The organism is Variovorax sp. AB1(2024), from assembly GCF_037482385.2.
Lineage (GTDB): Bacteria > Pseudomonadota > Gammaproteobacteria > Burkholderiales > Burkholderiaceae_C > Variovorax.
This window is the reverse complement of the sequence record NZ_JBBHKP020000001.1, coordinates 5,312,594-5,333,744: the sequence shown is the minus strand read 5'-3', so window position 1 is coordinate 5,333,744 and position 21,151 is coordinate 5,312,594. Positions and strand designations below refer to the sequence as shown.

At 66.8% G+C, this 21,151-nt stretch carries 23 protein-coding genes; 7 read left to right on the top strand and 16 right to left on the bottom strand.

Annotated elements, in window-relative coordinates; genetic code table 11:
• Window positions 1-91: 91 nt before the first annotated feature.
• Window positions 92-1,696, top strand: coding sequence for an AAA family ATPase (locus tag WIX39_RS24970; protein WP_106937090.1), 1,605 nt, complete (start codon window positions 92-94; stop codon window positions 1,694-1,696).
• Window positions 1,697-1,721: 25 nt separating this feature from the next.
• On the opposite strand, the gene WIX39_RS24965 is transcribed toward WIX39_RS24970, so the two are convergent.
• From WIX39_RS24965 to WIX39_RS24955, 3 genes are read right to left on the bottom strand one after another with little or no spacing between them, the layout of a single operon-like run.
• Window positions 1,722-2,045 carry a type II toxin-antitoxin system RelE/ParE family toxin gene (locus WIX39_RS24965; protein ID WP_106937091.1) on the bottom strand — a complete coding sequence of 108 codons (324 nt, stop codon included), beginning with the start codon at window positions 2,043-2,045 and terminating at the stop codon, window positions 1,722-1,724.
• The gene (locus WIX39_RS24960; protein WP_081265938.1) at window positions 2,042-2,314 is read right to left on the bottom strand and encodes a type II toxin-antitoxin system Phd/YefM family antitoxin; all 273 of its coding nucleotides are present in this window, start codon (window positions 2,312-2,314) and stop codon (window positions 2,042-2,044) included. The genes WIX39_RS24965 and WIX39_RS24960 overlap by 4 nt, the downstream gene beginning before the upstream one ends.
• Before the next feature lie 34 nt (window positions 2,315-2,348).
• The gene (locus WIX39_RS24955; RefSeq protein ID WP_106937092.1) at window positions 2,349-3,239 is read right to left on the bottom strand and encodes a LysR family transcriptional regulator; all 891 of its coding nucleotides are present in this window, start codon (window positions 3,237-3,239) and stop codon (window positions 2,349-2,351) included.
• Window positions 3,240-3,352: 113 nt separating this feature from the next.
• On the opposite strand from WIX39_RS24955, the gene WIX39_RS24950 reads away from it, so the two are divergent.
• Both WIX39_RS24950 and WIX39_RS24945 read left to right on the top strand, forming a co-directional pair.
• Window positions 3,353-4,864 carry an MFS transporter gene (locus tag WIX39_RS24950; protein ID WP_409196113.1) on the top strand — a complete coding sequence of 504 codons (1,512 nt, stop codon included), beginning with the start codon at window positions 3,353-3,355 and terminating at the stop codon, window positions 4,862-4,864.
• A 239-nt stretch (window positions 4,865-5,103) separates the two neighbouring features.
• Window positions 5,104-5,328, top strand: a complete 225-nt coding sequence (locus WIX39_RS24945) for a SlyX family protein (RefSeq protein ID WP_081265935.1) — start codon at window positions 5,104-5,106, stop codon at window positions 5,326-5,328.
• A 10-nt stretch (window positions 5,329-5,338) separates the two neighbouring features.
• Here WIX39_RS24945 and trhA read toward each other — a convergent pair whose 3' ends face one another.
• The 8 genes from trhA to cyoA form a co-directional block, all read right to left on the bottom strand.
• Window positions 5,339-6,025, bottom strand: coding sequence for a PAQR family membrane homeostasis protein TrhA (gene trhA, locus WIX39_RS24940; RefSeq protein ID WP_409196112.1), 687 nt, complete (start codon window positions 6,023-6,025; stop codon window positions 5,339-5,341).
• 69 nt (window positions 6,026-6,094) lie between these two features.
• Window positions 6,095-6,640 carry a response regulator transcription factor gene (locus tag WIX39_RS24935; protein ID WP_081265933.1) on the bottom strand — a complete coding sequence of 182 codons (546 nt, stop codon included), beginning with the start codon at window positions 6,638-6,640 and terminating at the stop codon, window positions 6,095-6,097.
• Window positions 6,621-8,045 carry an ATP-binding protein gene (locus WIX39_RS24930; RefSeq protein ID WP_409196111.1) on the bottom strand — a complete coding sequence of 475 codons (1,425 nt, stop codon included), beginning with the start codon at window positions 8,043-8,045 and terminating at the stop codon, window positions 6,621-6,623. The genes WIX39_RS24935 and WIX39_RS24930 overlap by 20 nt, the downstream gene beginning before the upstream one ends.
• Entirely contained in the window at window positions 8,029-8,826 is a 798-nt protein-coding gene (locus tag WIX39_RS24925; RefSeq protein ID WP_409196110.1) for an SURF1 family protein, read from the bottom strand. Before WIX39_RS24925 ends, WIX39_RS24930 begins: the two co-directional genes overlap by 17 nt.
• Entirely contained in the window at window positions 8,826-9,233 is a 408-nt protein-coding gene (cyoD, locus tag WIX39_RS24920; protein WP_081265931.1) for a cytochrome o ubiquinol oxidase subunit IV, read from the bottom strand. Before cyoD ends, WIX39_RS24925 begins: the two co-directional genes overlap by 1 nt.
• On the bottom strand, window positions 9,230-9,892 hold the full coding sequence (cyoC, locus tag WIX39_RS24915) for a cytochrome o ubiquinol oxidase subunit III (RefSeq protein ID WP_081265930.1): 663 nt from the start codon (window positions 9,890-9,892) through the stop codon (window positions 9,230-9,232). The genes cyoD and cyoC overlap by 4 nt, the downstream gene beginning before the upstream one ends.
• Window positions 9,885-11,888, bottom strand: coding sequence for a cytochrome o ubiquinol oxidase subunit I (cyoB, locus tag WIX39_RS24910; RefSeq protein WP_081265929.1), 2,004 nt, complete (start codon window positions 11,886-11,888; stop codon window positions 9,885-9,887). The genes cyoC and cyoB overlap by 8 nt, the downstream gene beginning before the upstream one ends.
• A 1-nt stretch (window position 11,889) precedes the next feature.
• Window positions 11,890-12,915: a ubiquinol oxidase subunit II gene (gene cyoA / locus WIX39_RS24905; protein WP_409196109.1), complete on the bottom strand. Its 1,026-nt coding sequence runs from the start codon at window positions 12,913-12,915 to the stop codon at window positions 11,890-11,892.
• A 177-nt stretch (window positions 12,916-13,092) separates the two neighbouring features.
• Here cyoA and WIX39_RS24900 point away from each other — a divergent pair, with 177 nt between their 5' ends.
• The 3 genes from WIX39_RS24900 to WIX39_RS24890 all read left to right on the top strand — a co-directional run bounded on the left by WIX39_RS24900 (window position 13,093) and on the right by WIX39_RS24890 (window position 15,528).
• Entirely contained in the window at window positions 13,093-14,430 is a 1,338-nt protein-coding gene (locus WIX39_RS24900) for an MFS transporter (RefSeq protein WP_081265927.1), read from the top strand.
• An 82-nt stretch (window positions 14,431-14,512) separates the two neighbouring features.
• Window positions 14,513-15,208, top strand: a complete 696-nt coding sequence (locus tag WIX39_RS24895) for an HAD family hydrolase (protein ID WP_409196108.1) — start codon at window positions 14,513-14,515, stop codon at window positions 15,206-15,208.
• Window positions 15,205-15,528, top strand: coding sequence for a hypothetical protein (locus WIX39_RS24890; protein ID WP_409196107.1), 324 nt, complete (start codon window positions 15,205-15,207; stop codon window positions 15,526-15,528). Before WIX39_RS24895 ends, WIX39_RS24890 begins: the two co-directional genes overlap by 4 nt.
• On the opposite strand, the gene WIX39_RS24885 is transcribed toward WIX39_RS24890, so the two are convergent.
• The 5 genes from WIX39_RS24885 to WIX39_RS24865 form a co-directional block, all read right to left on the bottom strand.
• Window positions 15,471-16,472 (bottom strand): isopenicillin N synthase family dioxygenase, encoded by a 1,002-nt coding sequence (locus WIX39_RS24885; RefSeq protein ID WP_409196106.1) that lies wholly within the window; start codon window positions 16,470-16,472, stop codon window positions 15,471-15,473. The two genes, WIX39_RS24890 and WIX39_RS24885, sit on opposite strands and share 58 nt — an antisense overlap.
• Window positions 16,469-17,212 (bottom strand): amino acid ABC transporter ATP-binding protein, encoded by a 744-nt coding sequence (locus tag WIX39_RS24880; RefSeq protein ID WP_409196105.1) that lies wholly within the window; start codon window positions 17,210-17,212, stop codon window positions 16,469-16,471. The genes WIX39_RS24885 and WIX39_RS24880 overlap by 4 nt, the downstream gene beginning before the upstream one ends.
• A complete protein-coding gene (locus tag WIX39_RS24875; RefSeq protein ID WP_081265922.1) occupies window positions 17,209-17,919 on the bottom strand; it encodes an amino acid ABC transporter permease in 711 nt (236 codons plus the stop codon). Before WIX39_RS24875 ends, WIX39_RS24880 begins: the two co-directional genes overlap by 4 nt.
• A 157-nt stretch (window positions 17,920-18,076) precedes the next feature.
• On the bottom strand, window positions 18,077-18,772 hold the full coding sequence (locus tag WIX39_RS24870) for an amino acid ABC transporter permease (RefSeq protein WP_409196104.1): 696 nt from the start codon (window positions 18,770-18,772) through the stop codon (window positions 18,077-18,079).
• Between the two features lie 88 nt (window positions 18,773-18,860).
• Window positions 18,861-19,688 (bottom strand): ABC transporter substrate-binding protein, encoded by an 828-nt coding sequence (locus tag WIX39_RS24865; protein WP_081265920.1) that lies wholly within the window; start codon window positions 19,686-19,688, stop codon window positions 18,861-18,863.
• Window positions 19,689-19,946: 258 nt separating this feature from the next.
• On the opposite strand from WIX39_RS24865, the gene fabV reads away from it, so the two are divergent.
• Window positions 19,947-21,143, top strand: a complete 1,197-nt coding sequence (gene fabV, locus WIX39_RS24860) for an enoyl-ACP reductase FabV (RefSeq protein WP_409196103.1) — start codon at window positions 19,947-19,949, stop codon at window positions 21,141-21,143.
• Window positions 21,144-21,151: the final 8 nt, after the last annotated feature.

Genomic DNA, 21,151 nt, shown 5'->3' with positions numbered 1-21,151 from the left:
CAATCTTTTTCTTCGGCAGGGGGCCGGACGGGGCCGGGGAATGCAATACATTCCCCGGCCCCGTATTCAATTCCGAAGTGAACCCCCTTACATGCGCTTGGCGTCATTCCAGATCACCAACTTTCGCTCGATCAACAACAGCGGTTCCATCGACTCCACACAGATCACGGCGATCCTCGGTCGAAATGACAGCGGCAAATCGAATCTGCTGCGTGCGCTCCACAGCCTGAACCCGGCCGACGGCCTGGTCGAACTCAGCCCCATCAAGGACTTTCCGCGGCATCGCCGCTTGGAGGAGTGCAGCGGCGACACGCCCGTGGTCTCCACCCGCTGGGCGCTCAACGAGAGCGAGCAGGCGGCCCTGGCCGAGATCCTGCCGCGCGCCGCGGGCGTGCGCCACGTCACCGCCGGCCGCGGCTACGCCGCCGTGCGCTGGGCCGGGCTCGAAGGCCTGAACGCGCTGTCGCTCGATGTCGGCGACATCAAGGCCAAGGTCCGCAAGATCGTGCCGGCGGTCAAGGCCGCCGCCGAGAAGGTGTCCGAAGAACAGCGCGCCCTGCTCGAGCAGGAGTCCGACACCTTCGACGCCGCGATGATCATGAGCCCCGACTACGTCAAGTGGTCGGAAGGCGCGGTGAAGGCCATGCAGGCGCTGCGCAAGGCACTGGCCGCGGCCGATGCCGAGCTCAGCGACAAGCAGGACCAGATGCTCGCCGAGCTGGAAGACATGGCACGCGCCATTGCCAACGACGAGCCCGCGCTGGCCCGCGCCCGCGCCTGGGTGCTGGAGAAGCTGCCGCGCTTCGTGTACGTGGACGAATACCCGGCGCTGCCGGGCCGCCAGAACATCGCCGAGTACCTGGGCCGCGAGGGCTGGGGCCAGCTCACGCCGGAGCAGCAGAGCTTCGGCAAGCTGTGCAAGGTGGCGGGGCTCGATCCGCGCAAGCTGCAGGAACTGCTCGACAGGAACGACCAGGCCACGCGCAACCAGCTCGCCAACCGCGCCGGCTCGGTGGTGACGGCCGAGATCCGCCGGCTCTGGAAAGACCGCCCGCTCAAGGTGCGCTTCAACCTCGACGGCCAGTACCTCGACACGCTGGTGTCCGACCCGAACGGCGCCTACGAAGTCGAGGTGAACCTGGAGGAGCGCAGCCGCGGCTTCCAGTGGTTCTTCTCGTTCTACATCGCGTTCTTCGCCGACACCCAGGGCGGCCGCGCGCAAGACGCCATCCTGCTGCTGGACGAACCCGGCCTGCACCTGCACGCCCATTCGCAGGCCGACCTGCTGGCGCACTTCGAGAAAGACTTCGGCAACCAGATCATCTACACCACGCATTCGCCGTTCATGGTGCCTGTGCACCGGCTCGACGCCGTGCGCACGGCCAGCCTGGACGAGACCAGCGGCACCACGGTGAGCAACGCCGCCGAGGGCGACGAGCGCACGCTGTTCCCGCTGAAGGCCGCGCTGGCGCTGAGCCGCATGGCGAGCGAACCGGTGAAGGTGGAAGCCGCGAAGCCGGTGGCTGCGAAGGCTGTGGCCGGGGAGGTGACCAAGCCTGCCAAGGTGGCGAAGCCCATGGATGCGGTGGTGGCTGTTGCGGCAGCACCTGCAGTTGCAGCCGAGGCTGCCGTGGAGCCGGCACCTGTCGGCGCTGTCGTCGAACCGGCGGACAGCGAACTGACTCAAGCCGCCTGAGACCTGCGCCGGCGAACCACCCGGCTCATGCGGCACCGACCATGCGCCGCATGAGCAGGCCTTTGAGGTCTCTTCGCGTGTCGCAGACGAGGTGGATGTAGGCGGTGTCCGCCCGTACTTCGTAGATGACCCGATTCATGCCCGAAATGAGCTGGCGGTACTGGGCCGTGTTCAGGTTCTCGAGCTCATCGGGGACCCGTCCTGAATGAGGGTGTGCTTCGATCATCGCCACGGTTTCCTTGATCTTTCCGTAGCTGCCGGCCCAGGCCGCGGGGCCGAAGTTCTTGATGATGTAGCGGCGCAGGTCCTTCAGGTCGGCTTCTGCAGACCGCAGGAACACGACCTTCATTGACCGTCTTCTTTGTCCAGGTCGGCGAACACATCCGTGGCGGAGCGGAAGTGGCCCTGTTCGATTTCACGATTGCCGAGCGCAAGAACCTTGAGCAGCGCCAGCGTGGCTTCGTGTTCCTCGTAGGACTGGACGTCCATCACCACGAGCTTGGCTTCGCCGTTCTGCGTGATGACCAGCGGTTCACGGGTCTCTGCAAGCGTCTTCACGATGTCCGCGGCGTGGCTCTTGAGATAGCTGATGGGCTTGACCTGCGTGGAGAAATTCATGCGTTCACCCTGAGGGAATCGGTTGTCGGACTGATTATGGTCTGAATTCGGTCTGAAACATCCGCACGCTGGCGAAGTCCACGAACGCCCGCACCTTCGGCGACAGCTGCCGGCTCGACGGCCACAACGCCGAGAACTGGCCCTGCCGCGCGACGTGCCCGGCCAGCACGCAGTGCAGCTCGCCGCGCCCCAGCGAATCGCGCGCAAGGAAGTCGGGCATGTAAGCCACGCCCAGCCCGGCGACGGCTGCGCCGAGCATGGCTTCCATGTTGTTGCACAGCAGGGTGGTAGGCAGTTGTTCGGGCAGGCCGGGCAGGTCCCATTCCTCGATCTTTCCGCCGGTGACGAACTTGTAGCGCAGGCATGCATGCTGCGCGAGCTCGGCCGGCACGCGTGGTTCGCCGTGACGCGCCAGGTACGCGGGCGAGGCGACCAGCACGAACTGGAACGGCCCCAGCCGCCGCGCCACCAGCTGCGAATCGACCAGTTCGCCGCTGCGGATGGCGACGTCGACGTCCTCGGCGATCACGTCGACCAGCCGGTCGTTGAAGTCGAGGTCGAGTTCGATCTCGGGGTAGGTGGCCTTGAACTCCGGCAGGATCGGCAGCAGGAAGCGATAGCCGATGGTCGGCAGGCTCACGCGCAGCCGGCCGCGCGGCGCGGCGACGGCGTCCTGCATCATGGCCCGCGCGTCGTCCAGTTCGTCGAGGATGCGCCGGCAGCGCTCGTGGAACAGCACGCCTTCCTGGGTGAGCCGCGTGTGGCGCGTGGTGCGGTTGAAGAGCCGCACGCCGAGCTGCTGTTCGAGCCGCGCCACGTTCTTGCCCACCGCCGAGGCCGAAATGCCGAGCAGGCGGCCGGCCTTGGCAAAGCTGAGCTGGTCCGCCGCCCGCACGAAAGATTCGAGCCCGCTGAAACTGTCCATCAATTGGCAACCTGTGGTTGGGAGTGATAGGACCAATGGTGCCATTTCCATTCCATTGGTTCCTTTCTATCTTCTCTTCATCGTCTTCTTTCGTGCGAAAGCACCTTTTTCCGATGTCTTCTTCGTCATCCTCCAGGAACTGGCTGCTGGCTGCCGTGTGCCTCGCGGCGCTGGGCATGCCGCTGAGCTTCACCGGCCCGGCGGTGGTGCTGCCCGCGATCCGCGACGCGCTCGGCGGCAGCCCGGTGCAGCTCAACTGGGTGACCAACGCCTTCATGCTGAGCTTCGGCGCGACGCTGATGGCGGCCGGTGCGCTGGCCGACGCGTATGGCCGCAAGCGCGTGTTCCTGCTGGGGCTTGCCGTCGTGGCGTCGAGCAGTTCGCTGCTCACGCTGGCGCCCGGCATCGTTTCATTCGATCTGGCGCGTGCCCTGCAGGGGCTCGGCTCCGCCGCGGCCTTCGCGGCGGGCACGGCGGCGCTGGCGCAAGTGTTCGACGGCACGGCGCACACGCGGGCCTTCAGCCTGATCGGCACTTCCTTCGGCGTGGGCCTGTCGTGCGGCTCGATTCTCTCGGGCTGGCTCGCGCAGGGCTTCGGCTGGCAGGCGGTGATGCTGAGCCCGGGCGCGGTGAGCCTGCTGGCGCTGTGCATCGCGTCGGTGAGCATGCGCGAGTCGCGCAACCCGAACGCGATGGGCCTGGACATGCCGGGCACGCTCAGCTTCACCGCCGCGCTGAGCCTGCTCACGCTGGGTGTGCTGCAGGCGCCCGACAGCGGCTGGGGCAGCCCCTGGGTCATCGGTGCGCTGGCCGGCGCGGCGCTGATGGGCGCGGCCTTCGTCGCCATCGAGCGCCGCGTGGCGCATCCGATGCTCGACCTGTCGCTGTTCCGCTTTCCGCGTTTCGTCGGCGTGCAACTGCTGGCCGCGGCGCCGGCTTATGGGTTCGTGGTGTTGCTGGTGCTGCTGCCGATCCGCTTCGTGGGGCTCGAGGGGCGCGGCGCGATCGAGGCGGGGGCCTTCATGTTCGCGCTTTCGGGGCCGATCCTTGTCGTGCCGACGCTGGCGGCATCGCTCTCGCACCGGTTCTCGGCGGGTGCAATTTCGGCCGTGGGGCTGCTGGTGTGCGCCGCGGGGCTTTTCTGGCTCAGCCGCAGCGTGCCGGGCACGCCGCTGGGCGTGATGGTGTGGCCGCTGCTGCTGATCGGCGGCGGCATCGGCCTGCCCTGGGGCCTGATGGACGGCCTTGCCGTGAGCGTGGTGCCGCGCGAAAGGGCGGGCATGGCCTCGGGCATCTTCAACACGGTGCGGGTGGCAGGCGAGGGCATTGCACTGGCACTGGTGAGCGCCGGGCTGACGGCATTGGTGGCGCTGCAGCTGGGATCGTCTTCAGGCGCGTCGCAGGCGGCGCAACGCGTGACGACGGGCGACCTGCCGCAGGCCCTGGCGTTGTTGCCCGGCGTGGACCGTGCCGCGCTGTTGCATGCGTACGGTGCGGCGTTCGGCACGCTGCTGTGCGTGCTGGCTGGGGTGACTGTGGCGACGGCGCTGGTGGTGTTTGTGTTCCTGCGCGGGCAGACGCATCCGGAGGCAAGCGCGGCGGCGCTGGAGTCGCCGGCCTGCTGAAGGGCCCTGTCTTGCTCCTTGCCCTTTCGGGGGAAGGTTGGGATGGGGGCACGCGGCGATGGTTTTTGCGCGGGGGTTTTTCGAGCGCCGCCTGCCCCCACCCCGGCCCTCCCCCGGGAGGGGAGGGAGAAAGACGGCGACCGGGGTTCAGTTTGCGCAACCACTCGATGCCAGCGTCTGGCGCGGCTGGGCGCGGCGTCACAAAACTTCAGGCGGTCTTCCTGTCCAATAGCGGCACCATGGAAAACCAACCGAACGAACTCGAACCGCGCGTGACCGAGCTCGAAATCAAGTCGAGCTACGCCGAAGACCTGCTGGACCAGCTGAACATGACGATCTACCGCCAACAGCAGCAGATCGACCGGCTGATCCTGCAGGTCACGCAGCTCAGGGAGCAGAGCCAGAACGCGTCACAGGACGGCGCGGCCCGCAACCCGCGCGACGAACTGCCGCCGCATTACTGAGCCAGGCAGATCAGCCGTGCGAATGCCAGAGCACGGCGAAAAAGTGGCAGGTGCTGCCGGCCAGCACGAACAGATGCCAGACGGAGTGGGCGTAGCGCACCTTGTTGTCGAACAGGAACACCACTGCACCGGCGGTGTAGAAAAGTCCACCGGCTACCAGCCAGCCCAGGCCCGCCGCCGACATGCGCTCGTACAGCGGCACGGCCGCCATCAGCGCCATCCAGCCCATCGCCACATAGAGCCCCGTCGACCACAGCGGATGCCGCAGCCGGTTGAACAGCTTGGCGCTCACGCCCAGCGCGGCCGCGGCGCAGATCGCGCCGAACAGGGTCCAGCCCAGCGGCCCGCGCAGCACGCCGAACAGGAAGGGCATGTAGCTCCCCGCGATGAACAGGTAGATGGCCGCATGGTCCAGCCGGTTGAACCAGGCCTTGGCCCGGCCCATCGGCAGCGCGTGGTACAGCGTGGAAATCAGGTACAGCACGATGGCCGTGCCCGCGAACAGGCAGGCGCCGACAACGCCGGCCGCCTGGCCCTTCTGCGCCGCGCTGTAGACCAGGATGGGCAGCGCCGCGATGGCCAGCGCCAGGCCCAGACCGTGGCTGAGGGCGTTGAAGAGTTCTTCCATCGCGGTCTGGTCGCGGGCCGCCAGCACCGAAGCGCGAGGCGAGGAACGGGGCTGTGCAGGTGCAGTCATCAGGAGCGGAACCTCATGAAAAATGGATTTGCGGCATCAAGCTTGCCAGAAGCGTGCCACGCGTTCCGGCTACTTGACCTGCTGCTTGCCAAGCTTGCGCGCCAGCGTGCGCCGGTGCATGCCGAGCCTGCGCGCGGTTTCTGAAATATTGAAGCCGGTCTCGGCCAGCGTCTCGTGGATGCGCTCCCATTCGAGCGTCTTGATCGAGGTGGAGCGGTTGGTCAGCTCGACCTCGGTGGTGCCGGCGGCGCGCCCGAAGGCGGCCTCGATGTCGTCGGTGTTCGACGGCTTGGCCAGGTAGTGGCAGGCGCCGAGCTTGATGGCCTCCACCGCTGTGGCAATGCTCGCAAAGCCCGTCAGCACCACGATCAGCATCTTGGCGTTGTGACGGTGCAGCATCTGCACGCAGGCCAGGCCCGAGGCCTCGCCGTTGAGCTTGAGGTCGACCACCGCATAGCCGGGCGACAGCGTTTCCAGCAGGGCGCCGGTCTCCTCGAGGTTGCTCGCGTGCGTCACCACGTAGCCGCGTCGCTCGAACGAACGGCCGAGCGTGCGCGCGAAGGCATCGTCGTCCTCGACGATCAGCAACTGGCGCTCAGCTTCGGTTTCGGTCATGGCCTTGTGTTTCAGTGGTGCCGTGGTGGTCGAGGGCCGCGGGTTCCTGCTCGTCGTCCTCTTCCTCTTCTTCCTCTTCTTCCAGCACGATGGCTGCCAGGGGCAGCGTGATCTTCACGATCGCGCCGCCCTCGGGCCGGTTGCCCGCGGCGACCCGGCCGCCGACGGTGCGCGCCACGTTCACGACCAGGAACAGCCCCAGCCCGCCGCCCGGGCGGCCCTTGCTCGACTGGTAGGGTTTGCCGAACTCCTTCAGGATGGCCGGCAGGAAGCCGGGGCCCGCGTCCGTGACCGTGATCGTCAGCGCGTCGGCGTCGTGCGCCGCCTCCAGGCGCAGCCAGTGCGGCGACGCCTCCAGCGCATTGTCCAGCACGTTGCAGATCATCTGCTTGAGGGCCGAGTCGGAAACCATGGGCAGGTCCCGGCCAAAGTGGTTGTCGTACTCGAAGTCCTCGATGGGCCGCGTGGTGCGCCACTCTTCGATCAGGTCGTCCAGGAAGGTGCTGACGGTGGTTTCCTCGGACGACTCGCCGCGCGCCTCGCCGGCCGACAGCAGGATGCCGCTCACGATGCTCTTGCAGCGCTGGATCTGCAGCTCCATCTCGGCCACTTCGGTCAGCAGCTCGGGGTCGGAGCTGAAGTGCGGCAGCCGGCGCCAATCGCCAAGAATCACCGCCAGCGTGGCCAGCGGCGTGCCCAGTTCGTGCGCCGCGCCCGAGGCCAGCAGGCCCATGCGCACGATGTGTTCTTCCTCCGAGGCGCGCTGGCGCAGGTCGGCCAGCCGGGCGTCGCGGGCGCGCAGGTTGCGGCTGATGCGGGTGATGAAGATCACCAGCAGCGCGGCGTTCAGCGCAAAGCACACCAGCATGCCCTGGATGTAGGGGCTCCAGAGGCCCCGGTTGTGGTCCAGCGGCAGCGCCAGCGGGCGCGAGAACAGCGCCAGCCCGGCAAAGCAGATGCTGGTGATGACCACGATGGTCCAGGTCGACCAGGGCTTCAGCAGCACCGCGCCCAGCGTCACCTGCAGCAGGAACAGGAACACGAAGGGGTTAGTGGCGCCGCCGCTCAGGTAGAGCTGGGCCGTGAGCGTGGCCACGTCGACCAGAAGCGCGAGGAACAGTTCGCCGTTGGTCACGCGCCGGTGGCTGCGCGCGCGCAGCAGGCTCACCATGTTGAAGAGCGCCAGGCAGGTCAGCACCTGCAGCATGTGGTCCAGCGGCAGCCGGATGGCGAAGCCGTAGTGCACCACGAGGATGGTGACGACCTGCCCGACCACGGCAAACCAGCGCAGCTGGATCAACTGCTGCATGTTCTGGTGGCCGGTGGCGTTGTCGAGGCTGGCGACGCCGGCGCGGGGGGCATGAAGCTCCCCCGCGACCGCGACGGCCTCAGTCGCGGCGGGCATCTTGTGGGGTGGAGCGGGCGTCGGCATCGGCCGCATTTTCGCTGCGGCGCACGAACCAGGCTGCGATCAGCACCATCAGCGCCAGGCCATACCAGGTCAGTGCGTAGACCAGGTGGCTGTTGGGGAAGGCGATGACGGTCAGGCCTGCGGCGGGCCAGGCGGGTGTTTGGTCGGCCGGCGTACCGGCCGGGGCGGGCGCGGCTTCGGCGTCGATGAAATAGGGCGCCACCTCGGCCAGGCCGCGCGCGGCGGCAATGGCCTGCACGTCGCGCGAGAACCAGCGGTCGGCTGCCGGGTCGTTCGTGCGCAGGAAGCCGCCCTTTGGCTCGGTGAGGCGCAGCAGGCCGGCGACGGTGGTCTCGCCTTGGGGCTCGGCCGCGGTGCGGGCCGCGCGCTCGCGCGCCTCGGGCGGCACGAAGCCCCGGTTGACCAGCACCACGGTGCCGTCGGCCGCGCGCAGCGGGGTCAGCACCCAGAAGCCGGCGCCGAGCCGGGTGCTCGCCTGCACCAGGGTTTCCTTGTCGTGGAGGAAAGTGCCGGCGATGCGGATGTGCCGGTATTCGTCGTTGGCCGCGTTGACGGTGGGCCATTCGTTTCGCCCGGGGGCCGTGGTGGCCGGGGCATGCACGCGCTGGTCGACGCGGGCGATGAGATCGAGCTTCCAGGCCCTGCGCTCGACCTGCCAGGTGCCGAGCGCGAGAAAGCCGAAGAAGGCGATGGCGGCAAAGACCGCCAGCGCCACCCGTGCGGCGGTGGAGCGCTGGCGGACTGCCGGCGCCATCAGGGCATGTTCTTCATGTCGTGCATCGAGTGCGGCATCATGTTGGTGTTCATGTGGTACATGACCCACAGCGAACCGGCCAGCGTGATGACCACGACGACGAGCGTGAAGATCAGCGCCAGCATGTTCCAGCCGCCTTCGGACTTGGCGTCCATGTGCAGGAAATAGACCATGTGCACCACGATCTGCACCACGGCGAAGGCCAGGATGACGAGGGCGGTGGTGTTCGGCTTGTCGAACACCTTGGCCATCACCAGCCAGAACGGAATGGCGGTGAGGATCACGGCCAGCACGAAGCCGGTCATGTAGCCCTTGAAGGTGCTGTGGCTCACCGGACCATCGTCGTGGTGGTCATGGCTGTCGTGGCCATGTGCGCCATGGCCGGCGGTTTCGATATGCGCGCTCATTGCAGCGATCCCATCAGGTACACGAAGGTGAAGACGCCGATCCAGACCACGTCCAGAAAGTGCCAGAACATCGACAGGCACATCAGGCGGCGGCGGTTGGCGGCGGTGAAGCCGTGCTTGGGCAGCTGGAACATCAGCACGATGAGCCAGACGATGCCGAAGGTCACGTGCAGGCCGTGGGTGCCCACCAGCGCGAAGAACGACGACAGGAACGCGCTGCGCTGCGGGCCGGCGCCTTCGTGGATCAGGTGCGCGAATTCATACAGCTCGAGGCCGATGAAGCCCGCGCCCAGCAGGCCGGTGATGGCCAGCCACACCAGCACGCCGCCCATGCGGCGCTGCTGCATCTGCAGCATGGCGAAGCCGTAGGTGATGGACGACAGCAGCAGCAGCGAGGTGTTGATCGCCACCAGCGGCAGGTCGAACAGATCGGCGCCCGAGGGGCCGGCCGCGTAGCTGCGGCCCAGCACGCCGTACACCGCGAACAGGCAGGCGAAGATCAGGCAGTCGCTCATCAGGTAGAGCCAGAACCCCAGCAGGGTCCCGTTCTCCGGATGATGGTCTTCGTTGCGGACGTTGAACAGCTCGAAGGTGGGCACGCTCGCGGCGTTGCCCACGGTGTTCGCGTGGCTGGGGGAGAGGGCGGAACTGTTAGACATTGGCTGCCAGCAGGCGCGTGCGCGCTTCTTCGGTGCGGACGACTTCTTCCGTGGGGATGTGGTAGTCGCGCTTGTAGTTGAAGGTATGGATGATCGTGGCGGCGAGCATGGCGACGAAGCCGATGCCGGCCACGAGCCACATCTGCCAGATCAGCGCGAAGCCGCACGCCGCTGCCAGCGCAGCGATGATGAAGCCGGCGGCCGTGTTCTTGGGCATGTGGATCGGGCTGAAGCCTTCCAGCGGACGCTCGTAGCCGCGCGCCTTCATGTCGGACCAGGCGTCGTTGTCATGCACGCGCGGCGTGAACGCGAAGTTGTAGGCCGGCGGAGGCGACGAGGTCGACCATTCCAGCGTGCGGCCATTCCACGGGTCGCCCGTGGTGTCGCGCAGCGATTCGCGGCGGATGAAGCTCACCACCAGCTGGATGATGAACGAGGCGATGCCCAGCGCGATCAGCACGGCGCCGAAGGCGGCGATCTGGAACCAGATCTGCAGCGACATGTCCTGGAAGTGGCTCATGCGGCGGGTCACGCCCATCAGGCCCAGGATGTACAGCGGCATGAAGGCGAACCAGAAGCCGACGATCCAGAACCAGAACGAGCACTTGCCCCAGAACGGGTCGAGCTTGTAGCCGAAGGCCTTCGGGAACCAGTAGGTGATGCCAGCCAGCATGCCGAACAGCACGCCGCCGATGATCACGTTGTGGAAGTGGGCGATCAGGAACAGGCTGTTGTGCAGCACGAAGTCGGCCGGGGGAACGGCTAGCAGCACGCCGGTCATGCCGCCGATTACGAAGGTGATCATGAAGCCGATGGTCCACATCATGGGCAGCTCGAAACGGATGCGGCCGCGGTACATGGTGAAGAGCCAGTTGAAGATCTTCGCCCCCGTCGGGATCGAGATGATCATCGTCGTGATGCCGAAGAACGAGTTCACGCTGGCGCCGGAGCCCATGGTGAAGAAGTGGTGCAGCCAGACGAGGTAGGACAGGATGGTGATCACGACCGTGGCGTACACCATGGAGGCGTAGCCGAACAGGCGCTTGCCGGAGAAGGTGGAGACCACTTCCGAGAAGATGCCGAAGGCCGGCAGGATCAGGATGTACACCTCGGGGTGGCCCCAGATCCAGATCAGGTTCACGTACATCATGGCGTTGCCGCCCATGTCGTTCGTGAAGAAGTTGGTGCCGACGTAGCGGTCGAGCGACAGCAGGGCCAGCACGGCGGTCAGCACCGGGAAGGCGGCGACGATCAGCACGTTGGTGCACAGGGCGGTCCAGGTGAAGACGGGCATCTTCATCATGGTCATGCCGGGCGCGCGCATCTTCACGATGGTCGCCAGCAGGTTCACGCCGGACAGCAATGTGCCCACCCCCGCTATCTGCAACGACCATATGTAGTAGTCGACCCCCACGTCGGGGCTGTAGAGAATGCCCGACAGCGGCGGATAGGCCAGCCAGCCGGTCTTGGCGAACTCGCCGACGAACAGCGACGCCATCACGAGGCCGGCGCCGAAGGTGGTCATCCAGAAGCTGAAGTTGTTCAGGAACGGGAAGGCCACGTCGCGCGCGCCGATCTGCAGCGGCACCACGAAGTTCATGAGGCCGGTGACCAGCGGCATCGCCACGAAGAAGATCATGATCACGCCGTGGGCGGTGAAGACCTGGTCGTAGTGGTGCGGCGGCAGGAAGCCGGCGTTGTCGCCGAAGGACATGGCCTGCTGGGCCCGCATCATCAGGGCGTCTGCGAAGCCGCGCAGCAGCATCACCAGGCCCAGGATGATGTACATGATGCCGATCTTCTTGTGGTCGATGCTGGTGATCCAGTCGCGCCACAGCATGCCCCACAGCTTGAAGTAGGTGATCGCGCCGAGGACGGCGATGCCGCCCAGCACCACGCCCGCGAAGGTCGCGAGCAGGATGGGCTCGTGGTAGGGAATCGCCTCCCAGGTGAGGCGGCCGAAGACGAGCTTCGTCAGGTCTAGGTTCTGCAACATCTTATTCTTCGGTGGTGCACATCGCGGTGACGTACTTGCGCTTGGGCGTGTCGAGGGAATCGGTCAGCCAGGCTTGCTTGGTGGCAACGTTGAAGGCGCCGGGCTTGCCCATGCCGCCGTCGGCGTCGATGGCCATCATTTCCTTCATGCACATCTTGTTGCGGTCGACGCACAGGTTCAGGATGGCGTCGTACAGCGCGGGGTCCACGGCGGCGTAGTGGCGCACGGGCTCGCGCTCGCTGGGAGCCTCGAGCTTCTTGTAGAGCTCGCGCGTGAGTTCGCCGTCCTTGCCTGCCTTGACCTTCTGGACCCACTGGTCGAAGTCGCCGTCGCTCAGGCCGTGGAACTTGAAGCGCATGCCCGAGAAGCCCGCGCCGCTGTAGTTGGCGGAGAAGCCGTCGAACTCGCCCGGCTTGTTGATCACCGCGTGCAGCTTGGTCTCCATGCCGGGCATGGCGTAGATCTGGCCGGCCAGCGCGGGGATGAAGAAGGAGTTCATGACCGAGGAGGCCGTGATCTTGAAGCTGATCGGGCGGTCGACCGGCGCGGCCAGTTCGTTCACCGTGGCGATGCCCTGCTCGGGGTAGATGAACAGCCACTTCCAGTCGAGCGCCACCACTTCGACCACCAGCGGCTTGGTGTCCGCGGGGATCGGGCGCTGGGCGTCGAGGCGGCGCAGCGGCTGGTAGGGGTCGAGCACGTGGGTGCTGATCCAGGTGATCGCGCCCAGCGCGATGATGATGAGCAGCGGCGCCGCCCAGATCGCCAGCTCGAGCTGGGTGGAGTGGTCCCAGTCGGGGCTGTAGGTGGCCTCCTTGTTCGACTGGCGGTATCGCCAGGCGAAGAAGATGGTCAGGGCGATCACCGGGATGATGATGATCAGCATCAGCACGGTGGAGACGACGATGAGCCGTCCCTGCTGGTGGGCGATGTCGCCGGATGGGTTCATCAGCACCGTGTTGCAACCCGCCAGGAGGATGGCGGGAAGCAGCAGGAGCGATCGGCGAAAGTTCTTGAGGATGTGCATGCCGGGGGAAAAGAGGTGCGGGGGCGACGCAAAAAGACCCCACAATCTACGCCCGAAGACGGGTTTCGCCTATTGGACGTTTTGTCCTATGGCGGTAAATGTGTTTCGGTGAGACGCTATAGGTTGTCCATGATCCCATGTGTCACTTCCTGAGGTGACACCCGAATTACAGAAGCAATGACGACGTCCAGCATCAGTCCGCAAGGCGCCCATCCGCTGCCGAACTCGCCCGAAGCCGGCGCCCGGCAGGGTGACGACCACTCGCACATCGCCCCCGGCGAGATCGCGGTTGGCGTGATCATCGGCCGCGCATCCGAATATTTCGACTTTTTCGTCTACGGCATCGCCTCGGTGCTGGTGTTTCCTGCGGTCTTCTTCCCGTTCGAGCAACATCTTGAAGGTGTTCTCTACTCTTTCCTGATTTTCTCGTTCGCCTTCATTGCGCGTCCGTTCGGAACGGTCATCTCGATGGCCATCCAGCGACGTTTCGGGCGGGAAGCCAAGCTGACCCTGGCGCTTTTCGTGCTCGGCACGTCCACCGCCGGCATCGCCTTCCTGCCGGGCTACGCCAGCCTGGGCTTCACGGCCATCGTGCTGCTGTCGGTGTTCCGGTTCGGCCAGGGCCTGGCGCTGGGCGGCTCGTGGGACGGCCTGCCGTCGCTGCTCGCGCTGAACGCGCCGGCCAACCGCCGCGGCTGGTACGCCATGCTGGGCCAGCTGGGCGCTCCCATCGGCTTCTTCATCGCCAGCGCGCTGTTCGCGTACCTGTATTCGAGCCTGCCGTCGGAAGACTTCCTCGACTGGGGCTGGCGCTACAGCTTCTACGTGGCCTTCGCGATCAACGTGGTGGCGCTGTTCGCCCGCCTGCGCCTGGTGGCCACCGACGAATACTCGCGCCTGCTCGAAGAGCGCGAACTGGAACCCACCAGCGTGACCGAACTGGTCGGCTCGCAAGGCTCGAACGTCCTGATCGGCGCCTTCGCCGCGCTGGCCAGCTATGCGCTGTTCCACCTGATCACCGTGTTCCCGCTGTCATGGATCACGCTGTATTCCGACCAGTCCGTCACCGAATTCCTGGTCGTGCAGATGATCGGCGCTGTGCTCGGCGCCGCCGGCATCGTGGCCTCGGGCCTGCTGGCCGACCGCATCGGCCGCCGCTTCACGCTGGGCGGCCTGGCTGCCGTGATCGCCGCGTTCAGCGGCTTCGCGCCCACGCTGCTCGACGGCGGACGCATCGGACAGGACATCTTCATCCTGGTGGGCTTTGTGATCCTGGGCCTGTCGTACGGCCAAGCAGCCGGCGCCGTGACCTCGAACTTCGCGCCCAAGTACCGCTACGTGGGTGCCGCCCTGACGGCCGACGTGGCATGGCTGGTCGGCGCTGCGTTCGCACCGCTGGTCGCGCTGGGCCTGTCGGCTCACTTCGGCCTGGCCTATGTGAGCGTGTACCTGCTGTCGGGTGCCGTCGCCACGCTGGCTGCGCTGGGGCTGAACCGGGCGCTGGCGCGCGACTGACCAAGTCGCCGAACCGCAGCGCGCGCAGCGGTTGTTTCTTCCAAAGGGGCCGTGTCGGCCCCTTTTTCATTAGGATGCCCCGATGTTCGCCGCCGCAATTTTCGACATGGACGGGCTGCTGATCGATTCGGAGCGCCCCATCATGGCCGCCTGGATCGAGGCCGCCCGCACGCTCGACATCGAGCTTTCGCACAGCCAGTACCTGCAGGTGGTGGGGCTGGCCATGACCGAGTCGCAGCACATCCTCGCGTCGCTGCTGGGCGGGCCGGACGCCTACGACCACGCCGCGGCCCATGTGCGCCAGCGCCTGCAGCTTGAGCGCTCCGACGGCACGCCGTTGTTTCCCGTCAAGCCCGGCGCGGCCGAGTTCCTGGCTGCGCTGGGTGAGCGCGGCACGCGCTGCGCCGTGGCTTCGTCGTCGACCAGCGGGCAGATCCAGGCCTGCCTCGGCAGCTTGGGCCTGCTGCACCATTTCTCGGCCTTCGCGGGCGGCGACGAGGTGGCGCGCGCCAAGCCCGATCCGGCGCTCTACCTGCTGGCAGCCGAGCGGCTGGGCGTCGATCCGTCGGAGTGCATCGCCTTCGAGGACAGCGAGAACGGCGCCAAGGCGGCGCTGGCGGCGGGGCTGCGGGTCGTGGTGGTGCCCGACCTCAAGCATCCGCCCAAGGCCATCACCGGCCGGGCGTTCCATGTGCTCGAGTCGCTGCACGACGCGGTGCCGCACCTGCCGCGCTGGTTTCCGTCGCCGGCCGGGACGCAGGGAAAGCAACCCGCATGATCAAGATCGGCACGCTCTGCCATGTGGTCGACAGCTGCCTGGCGTCGCCCTTCACCGAGCGTGCGGTGGGCCGGATCGTGGAAGTGGTTTCGCCGCCCTACGAAGCGCCGAGCGAGCGCTACCTGCCCGGCACGTACTACGACGTGCTGTTCGAGGGCTGGACCTTCTATTGCCGCAGCGACAAGCTCGTGCCCATTTCCGACCCCGACGCCGACATCGAGCGCTGGGAAGACGCCTTCCTCGACGAGCCGTCGCCGGCCGTTCAGAGAACTTCGTCGCGCAGTTGCGGGAACACCTTCGACACCTTCGCCAGCAGGTAGTCGCCGTAGCGCCCGCTGAAGGCGTGCACATTGGCGCGGTCCCAGCGCTCGGCGCTGTCGTCGCGTGCCTCGGCGCCCGCCAGGCCCTCGATGCGCTGCACGCGCGCCTCGAAGTTCGGGTCGAAGAACAGCGGAAACGACAGCCGGTCGTGCCCCGAGGTGTTGCGCTTCACGCGGTGCGGCGTCGACTTGTAGAGCCCGCCGGTCATGCGGTCGAGCATGTCGCCGATGTTGCAGACGAACGAGCCCGCAACCGGCGGCGCGTCGATCCAGCCGCCGGGCGTATGCACCGCGAGCCCGCCGATGTGGTCCTGGTGCAGGATCGTGAGCAGCCCGTAGTCGGTGTGCTCGCCGACGCCCCATTGCACGTCCAGGCCTTCGGGCACTGGCTGCGACGGATAGTTGAACAGGCGGAACAGGATCAGCGGATCGCCCGTGTAGCGCTCGGCGAAGTAGCCGGCCGGCAGGCCCAGGCTCAGCGCGATGCCTTCCATGAGCCGGTGGCCCAGCTGCGTGACGGCCGCCATGTAGTCGAGGATGGTTTCGCGAAAACCCGGCACATCGGGGAACAGGTTGGGCCCGTGCACCGGCGTCTTCGCCAGCACCAGCGGGTGCGTGGCGGGCAGCTCGGTGCCCAGGTAGAGGCCTTCCTTCCAGTCCGGCCGGCCTGAGGTCAGCTCGCCGCCGAGCGGAAAGTAGCCGCGCCATGCGCGGCCGCCCAGGGCCATGCGCCACTTCATCTTGGTTTCCTCGGGCAGCGCGAAGAATCGGTGGCTCAGGTCTTCGAGCCGCCGCACCAGCGCGGGGTCGACGCCGTGGCCGGTCACGTAGAAGAAGCCGTGGGCGCGGCAGGCGGCGCCGATCTGCGAGGCGACGGCCTCGCGCCCGACGGAGCCGGCAACGAGCGCCGAAACGTCGATGAGGGGGAGCGATGCGTCGGTCATGCGTCTCTCGAGAAAGGGGATCGGATGTCGGACAGGAACTGCTGCGCGCGCGGATGCTGCGGGCGGTTGAAGAAGTCGTCGGGCGTGGCGCGTTCCAGCACCTTGCCTTCGTCCATGAACAGCACGCGGTCGGCCACCTCGCGCGCGAAACCCATCTCGTGCGTCACGCAGACCATCGTCATGCCGTCGCGCGTGAGGTCGCGCATCACCAGCAGCACCTCGCCGACCATCTCGGGATCGAGCGCGCTGGTGGGCTCGTCGAACAGCATCAGCGGCGGCTGCATGGCCAGCGCGCGCGCAATGGCCACGCGCTGCTGCTGGCCGCCGGACAGCTCGCTCGGCCATGCGTCGGCCTTGTTCGACAGGCCCACGCGGTGCAGCAGCGCCATCGCGCGCTCGTCGGCTTCCTTGCGCGTGAGGCCGCGCAGCTGCATGGGCGCCATCGTGCAGTTCTGCAGCACCGTGAGATGCGGGAACAGGTTGAACTGCTGAAAGACGAAGCCGATGCGCGAGCGGAAGGCGTTCACGTCCAGGCCCGGCGCGTGGATGTCCTGCCCGTCGACCACGATGCGGCCCGACTGGATCGGCTCCAGCCGGTTGAAGGTGCGGATCAGCGTCGACTTGCCCGAGCCCGATGGCCCGCACACCACGACGACTTCGCCCTTGCGGATGGTCTCGGTCACGTCGACCAGCGCGTGGTAGCTGCCGTACCACTTGTTGACTTTTTCGAGTTCGATCATGCGGACACCTTGGCGGTGGCTGTGGAGATGCCGCGGCGCGCGAGCCGGCGTTCGAGCCAGTAGGCGAAGCGCGACAGGCCGAAGCAGAGAATGAAATACGTACCGCCCAATATCAGGTAGATCTGCGCGGGCTTGGTGAACACCTGCGTGTTGATCTGCGTCGCGATGAACGACACCTCGGCCAGCCCGATGATGTAGCCCAGCGAGGTTTCCTTGATGGTCGAGACGAACTGGTTCACCAGCGAAGGCAGCATGCTGCGCAGCGCCTGCGGCAGCACCACCAGCCGCATCGCGCGGCCGTAGCCCAGGCCGAGCGCGCGGGCGGTTTCCATCTGCCCGCGCGGCAGGCCCTGGATGCCGGCGCGCACGATCTCGGCGAGATAGGCGGCGTCGAACACCACCAGCGCGATCAGCATGGTGGTGAACTGGTCGGTCTTCACGCCGGTGACGCTGGGCAGGAAGAAGTAGGCCCAGAAGATCACCATCAGGAGCGGCAGCCCGCGCACCACGAACACGAAGCCCGTGACCGGCCAGCGCAGCCATCGCCACGGGCTCACGCGCGCCAGGCCGAGCACGATGCCCAGCGGCAGCGCGAGCACCAGCCCGCAGGAGGCCAGCAGCAGCGTGAGCACCAGCCCGCCGAGCGGGCCGTTCGGGTACTGCCCGATGAGGAAGTAGACCCAGTAGTCGTTGATGATCTGAAGCATCAGCGCTCAGCTCCCGCTTCACATGGCTCGCGATGCACGGAACCGGCACGGCCGAGGCCGAAAACACCGCGGAATCGGCTTTGCCGGGCCGCCGGTGTTGCCCCCGGCGAGGGGGTAGGAGAAGCGACACGAAGTGCGCGCAGCCTGGGGGAGTGCTTCATATCGTCCGCACCGGATAGCGGTGGTGGTACCAGGTCGCCAGCCCGGTGATGGCCAGCGACACGGTGAGGTACGCCGCGCTCGCGAACGCGAACGACTCGAAGCTGCGGAAGGTCGCGCTCTCGACCTGGCCGGCCTGGTACATCAGCTCGGCCACGCCGATCACGGTGGCGATGGAAGTGTTCTTCCACAGGCTCAGCGTCTGCGAGATGAGCGGCGGAACGGTCACGCGCAGCGCCTGCGGCAGCACCACGCGGCGCATGGTGGCCAGGTAGCTGAAGCCCATCGCGCGCCCGGCTTCGAACTGCACCAGCGGAATCGCGCGGATGCCGCTGCGGATGTCCTCGGCCATGAAGGCCGCCGTGTACAGGGCCAGCGCGATCACCGCGCTGAAGGCCTCGATGTGCCCCGCATAGAGCCATTGCTTGATGCTCTCGGGCAGCAGCTCGGGCGCGCCGAAATACCAGAACAGCATGTGCGCGAGCAGCGGGATGTTGCGGATCGACTCCACGTACGCAAAGCCGAGCCAGCGCAGCGGCGCGAAGGGCGACAGCCGCAGCAGCGCCACCACCAGCGCGATGGGCAGGGCCAGCACCAGCGCGGCAGCGAGCAGCTGCAGCGACAGCAGCAGGCCCGCGACCAGCATGTCGTGGTACTTGCCGGTGAGCAGCAAGGAATAGTCGAACAGGGGCATGAGGGGCGACAGTATCACCGTCGCGAGCGGGCGGGGCCACGCGCCCCCATCCCGGCCTTCCCCCGGCGGGGGAAGGAGAAAGACAGGCTCAGTCGATCTTGTCGCTGTCGAGCTTGAAGTCGCGCGTCTGGAAGCCCGACGCCGTGTTCGGGCCATACCACTTGATGAAGATCTTCTCGGCCTCGCCGGACTTCTCGAGCTCGCGCAGCGTGTCGTCCACCACCGTCTTCAGGCCGGCCTCGCCCTTCTTGATGCCGATGGCCAGTGCCTCGGTGCTCAGGTTCTGCTTGAGCACCACGTACTGCGCCTTCTGCGGGCCCAGCTTGGCGTAGCTGCGCAGCAGCGCGGCTTCGTCGTCCACATAGCCCACGCCCTTGCCCTGCTGCAGCGCCTGGAAGGCCTGCTGGCTGGTGTCGAAGGTGACCACCTCGACGTTGGGCACGGCCTTGCGGATGTTCGGCTCCTGCGTGCCGCCGCGGATGGTCAGCACCTTCTTGCCGGCGAGCTGCGGCACGTCGGTGATGCCGCTGTCCTTCTTCACGATGGCCTTCTGGCCGGTGACGAAGGTGGTGAGCGAGAAGTCGATCTGCGCCTCGCGCTCCTTGTTGTGCGTGAGGCCTGCGGCCACCAGGTCGACGTGCCCCTGCTGCAGTTCCGGAATGCGCGCGGCCACCGCGATCTGCTTGAGCACCGGCTTCACGCCGATCTTCTTTGCGATGGCGTTCACCAGGTCGACCTCGTAGCCGACGATCTGGCGCGTCTTCGGATCGATGAAGGTCGCCGGCTCGTCGGTGCCGAGCACGCCGACGACCAGTTCGCCCTTCTTCTTGATGTCGGCCAGCTGGTCGGCGTGTGCGACGGTGCCGAGCAGCAGGGCGGAAGCGGCAACTGCCGCGGCAATCAGGTTCAAGCGCATGTTCTTCTCCTTCAGGGAAAGCAGGGCGAGACCATATCAATAAAACCTTGGATCATTAAATGGTCAATTCATATATCGACATGTGCGCGGGGCTATGAGTGGCACGCCGGCCTGTGCATGCCTGTGAGGCTGCTGAAGGTGCGGCTTTCGCGCTGGGTTAAATTCACGTCGCCGACCGGCCGGTCGCGAACGAAAGCGTGCTCTCCCCCAGGCATGCCCCGGCCGCTCTTTCCAGATATCCCATCCAGCGAGTTCTCCATGATCATCAAACCGCGTGTGCGCGGCTTCATCTGCGTGACGACCCATCCGACGGGTTGCGAAGCCAACGTCCGGCAACAGATCGACTACGTCAAGGCCCGGCCTCCCATCGCGGGCGGCCCGAAGAAGGTGCTGGTCATCGGCGCGTCCACCGGCTATGGCCTGGCCGCGCGCATCACCGCCGCCTTCGGCTGCGGCGCCGACACGCTCGGCGTGTTCTTCGAGCGCGCGGGCAGCGAGAACCGCCCCGGCTCGCCCGGCTGGTACAACACCGCCGCCTTCCATCGCGCCGCCGAGGCCGAGGGGCGCTATGCGAAGAGCATCAACGGCGACGGCTTCTCCGACGAGGTGAAGCAGTTGACCATCGACGCCATCCGTGCCGACCTGGGGCAGGTCGACCTCGTGGTCTACAGCCTGGCCGCGCCGCGCCGCACGCATCCGAAGACCGGCCAGGTCTTCAACTCGGTGCTCAAGCCCATCGGCAAGCCGGTGACCCTGCGCGGGCTCGACACCGACAGCGGCACCGTGAAGGAATCGGTGCTCGAGCCCGCGACGCAGGAAGAGATCGACAACACCGTGGCCGTGATGGGCGGTGAAGACTGGCAGATGTGGATCGACGCCCTGCAGCAGGCCGGCGTGCTGGCCGACGGCGCCAGGACCACCGCCTTCACCTACCTGGGCGAGCAGATCACGCACGACATCTACTGGAACGGCTCCATCGGCGCGGCCAAGAAAGACCTCGACCAGAAGGTGCTGGGCATTCGCGAGACGCTGGCCGCGAAGGGCGGCGACGCGCGCGTGTCGGTGCTGAAGGCGGTCGTCACGCAGGCCAGCTCGGCGATTCCGATGATGCCGCTGTACCTGTCGCTGCTGTTCAAGGTGATGAAGGCGCAGGGCACGCACGAGGGCTGCATCGAGCAGGTGCACGGCCTCTACGCCGACAGCCTCTACGGCAGCGCACCGCACATCGACGACGAAGGCCGCCTGCGCGCCGACTACAAGGAACTGGCGCCGCAGGTGCAGGCCCGCGTGCTCGAACTCTGGCCGCAGGTGACCGACGAGAACCTGAACACCATCAGCGATTTCGCGGGCTACAAGGCCGAGTTCCTGCGGCTCTTCGGCTTCGGGGTGGAAGGCGTGGACTACGAGGCCGACGTGAACCCCGACGTGGGCATTCCGAACCTCGTGCAGGCCTGAGCACCTGC

Coding starts and splice junctions, on each gene's coding strand:
- WIX39_RS24935 (WP_081265933.1), bottom strand. CDS start 6,640: ATGACCGAAACCGAAGCTGAGCGCCAGTTGCTGATCGTCGAGGACGAC.
- cyoD (WP_081265931.1), bottom strand. CDS start 9,233: ATGAGCGCGCATATCGAAACCGCCGGCCATGGCGCACATGGCCACGAC.
- WIX39_RS24945 (WP_081265935.1), top strand. CDS start 5,104: ATGGAAAACCAACCGAACGAACTCGAACCGCGCGTGACCGAGCTCGAA.
- WIX39_RS24930 (WP_409196111.1), bottom strand. CDS start 8,045: ATGCCCGCCGCGACTGAGGCCGTCGCGGTCGCGGGGGAGCTTCATGCC.
- WIX39_RS24955 (WP_106937092.1), bottom strand. CDS start 3,239: ATGGACAGTTTCAGCGGGCTCGAATCTTTCGTGCGGGCGGCGGACCAG.
- WIX39_RS24900 (WP_081265927.1), top strand. CDS start 13,093: ATGACGACGTCCAGCATCAGTCCGCAAGGCGCCCATCCGCTGCCGAAC.
- WIX39_RS24885 (WP_409196106.1), bottom strand. CDS start 16,472: ATGACCGACGCATCGCTCCCCCTCATCGACGTTTCGGCGCTCGTTGCC.
- WIX39_RS24870 (WP_409196104.1), bottom strand. CDS start 18,772: ATGCCCCTGTTCGACTATTCCTTGCTGCTCACCGGCAAGTACCACGAC.
- WIX39_RS24895 (WP_409196108.1), top strand. CDS start 14,513: ATGTTCGCCGCCGCAATTTTCGACATGGACGGGCTGCTGATCGATTCG.
- WIX39_RS24890 (WP_409196107.1), top strand. CDS start 15,205: ATGATCAAGATCGGCACGCTCTGCCATGTGGTCGACAGCTGCCTGGCG.
- WIX39_RS24880 (WP_409196105.1), bottom strand. CDS start 17,212: ATGATCGAACTCGAAAAAGTCAACAAGTGGTACGGCAGCTACCACGCG.
- WIX39_RS24960 (WP_081265938.1), bottom strand. CDS start 2,314: ATGAATTTCTCCACGCAGGTCAAGCCCATCAGCTATCTCAAGAGCCAC.
- trhA (WP_409196112.1), bottom strand. CDS start 6,025: ATGACTGCACCTGCACAGCCCCGTTCCTCGCCTCGCGCTTCGGTGCTG.
- cyoC (WP_081265930.1), bottom strand. CDS start 9,892: ATGTCTAACAGTTCCGCCCTCTCCCCCAGCCACGCGAACACCGTGGGC.
- WIX39_RS24865 (WP_081265920.1), bottom strand. CDS start 19,688: ATGCGCTTGAACCTGATTGCCGCGGCAGTTGCCGCTTCCGCCCTGCTG.
- WIX39_RS24950 (WP_409196113.1), top strand. CDS start 3,353: ATGTCTTCTTCGTCATCCTCCAGGAACTGGCTGCTGGCTGCCGTGTGC.
- cyoB (WP_081265929.1), bottom strand. CDS start 11,888: ATGTTGCAGAACCTAGACCTGACGAAGCTCGTCTTCGGCCGCCTCACC.
- WIX39_RS24965 (WP_106937091.1), bottom strand. CDS start 2,045: ATGAAGGTCGTGTTCCTGCGGTCTGCAGAAGCCGACCTGAAGGACCTG.
- fabV (WP_409196103.1), top strand. CDS start 19,947: ATGATCATCAAACCGCGTGTGCGCGGCTTCATCTGCGTGACGACCCAT.
- WIX39_RS24875 (WP_081265922.1), bottom strand. CDS start 17,919: ATGCTTCAGATCATCAACGACTACTGGGTCTACTTCCTCATCGGGCAG.
- WIX39_RS24970 (WP_106937090.1), top strand. CDS start 92: ATGCGCTTGGCGTCATTCCAGATCACCAACTTTCGCTCGATCAACAAC.
- cyoA (WP_409196109.1), bottom strand. CDS start 12,915: ATGCACATCCTCAAGAACTTTCGCCGATCGCTCCTGCTGCTTCCCGCC.
- WIX39_RS24925 (WP_409196110.1), bottom strand. CDS start 8,826: ATGGCGCCGGCAGTCCGCCAGCGCTCCACCGCCGCACGGGTGGCGCTG.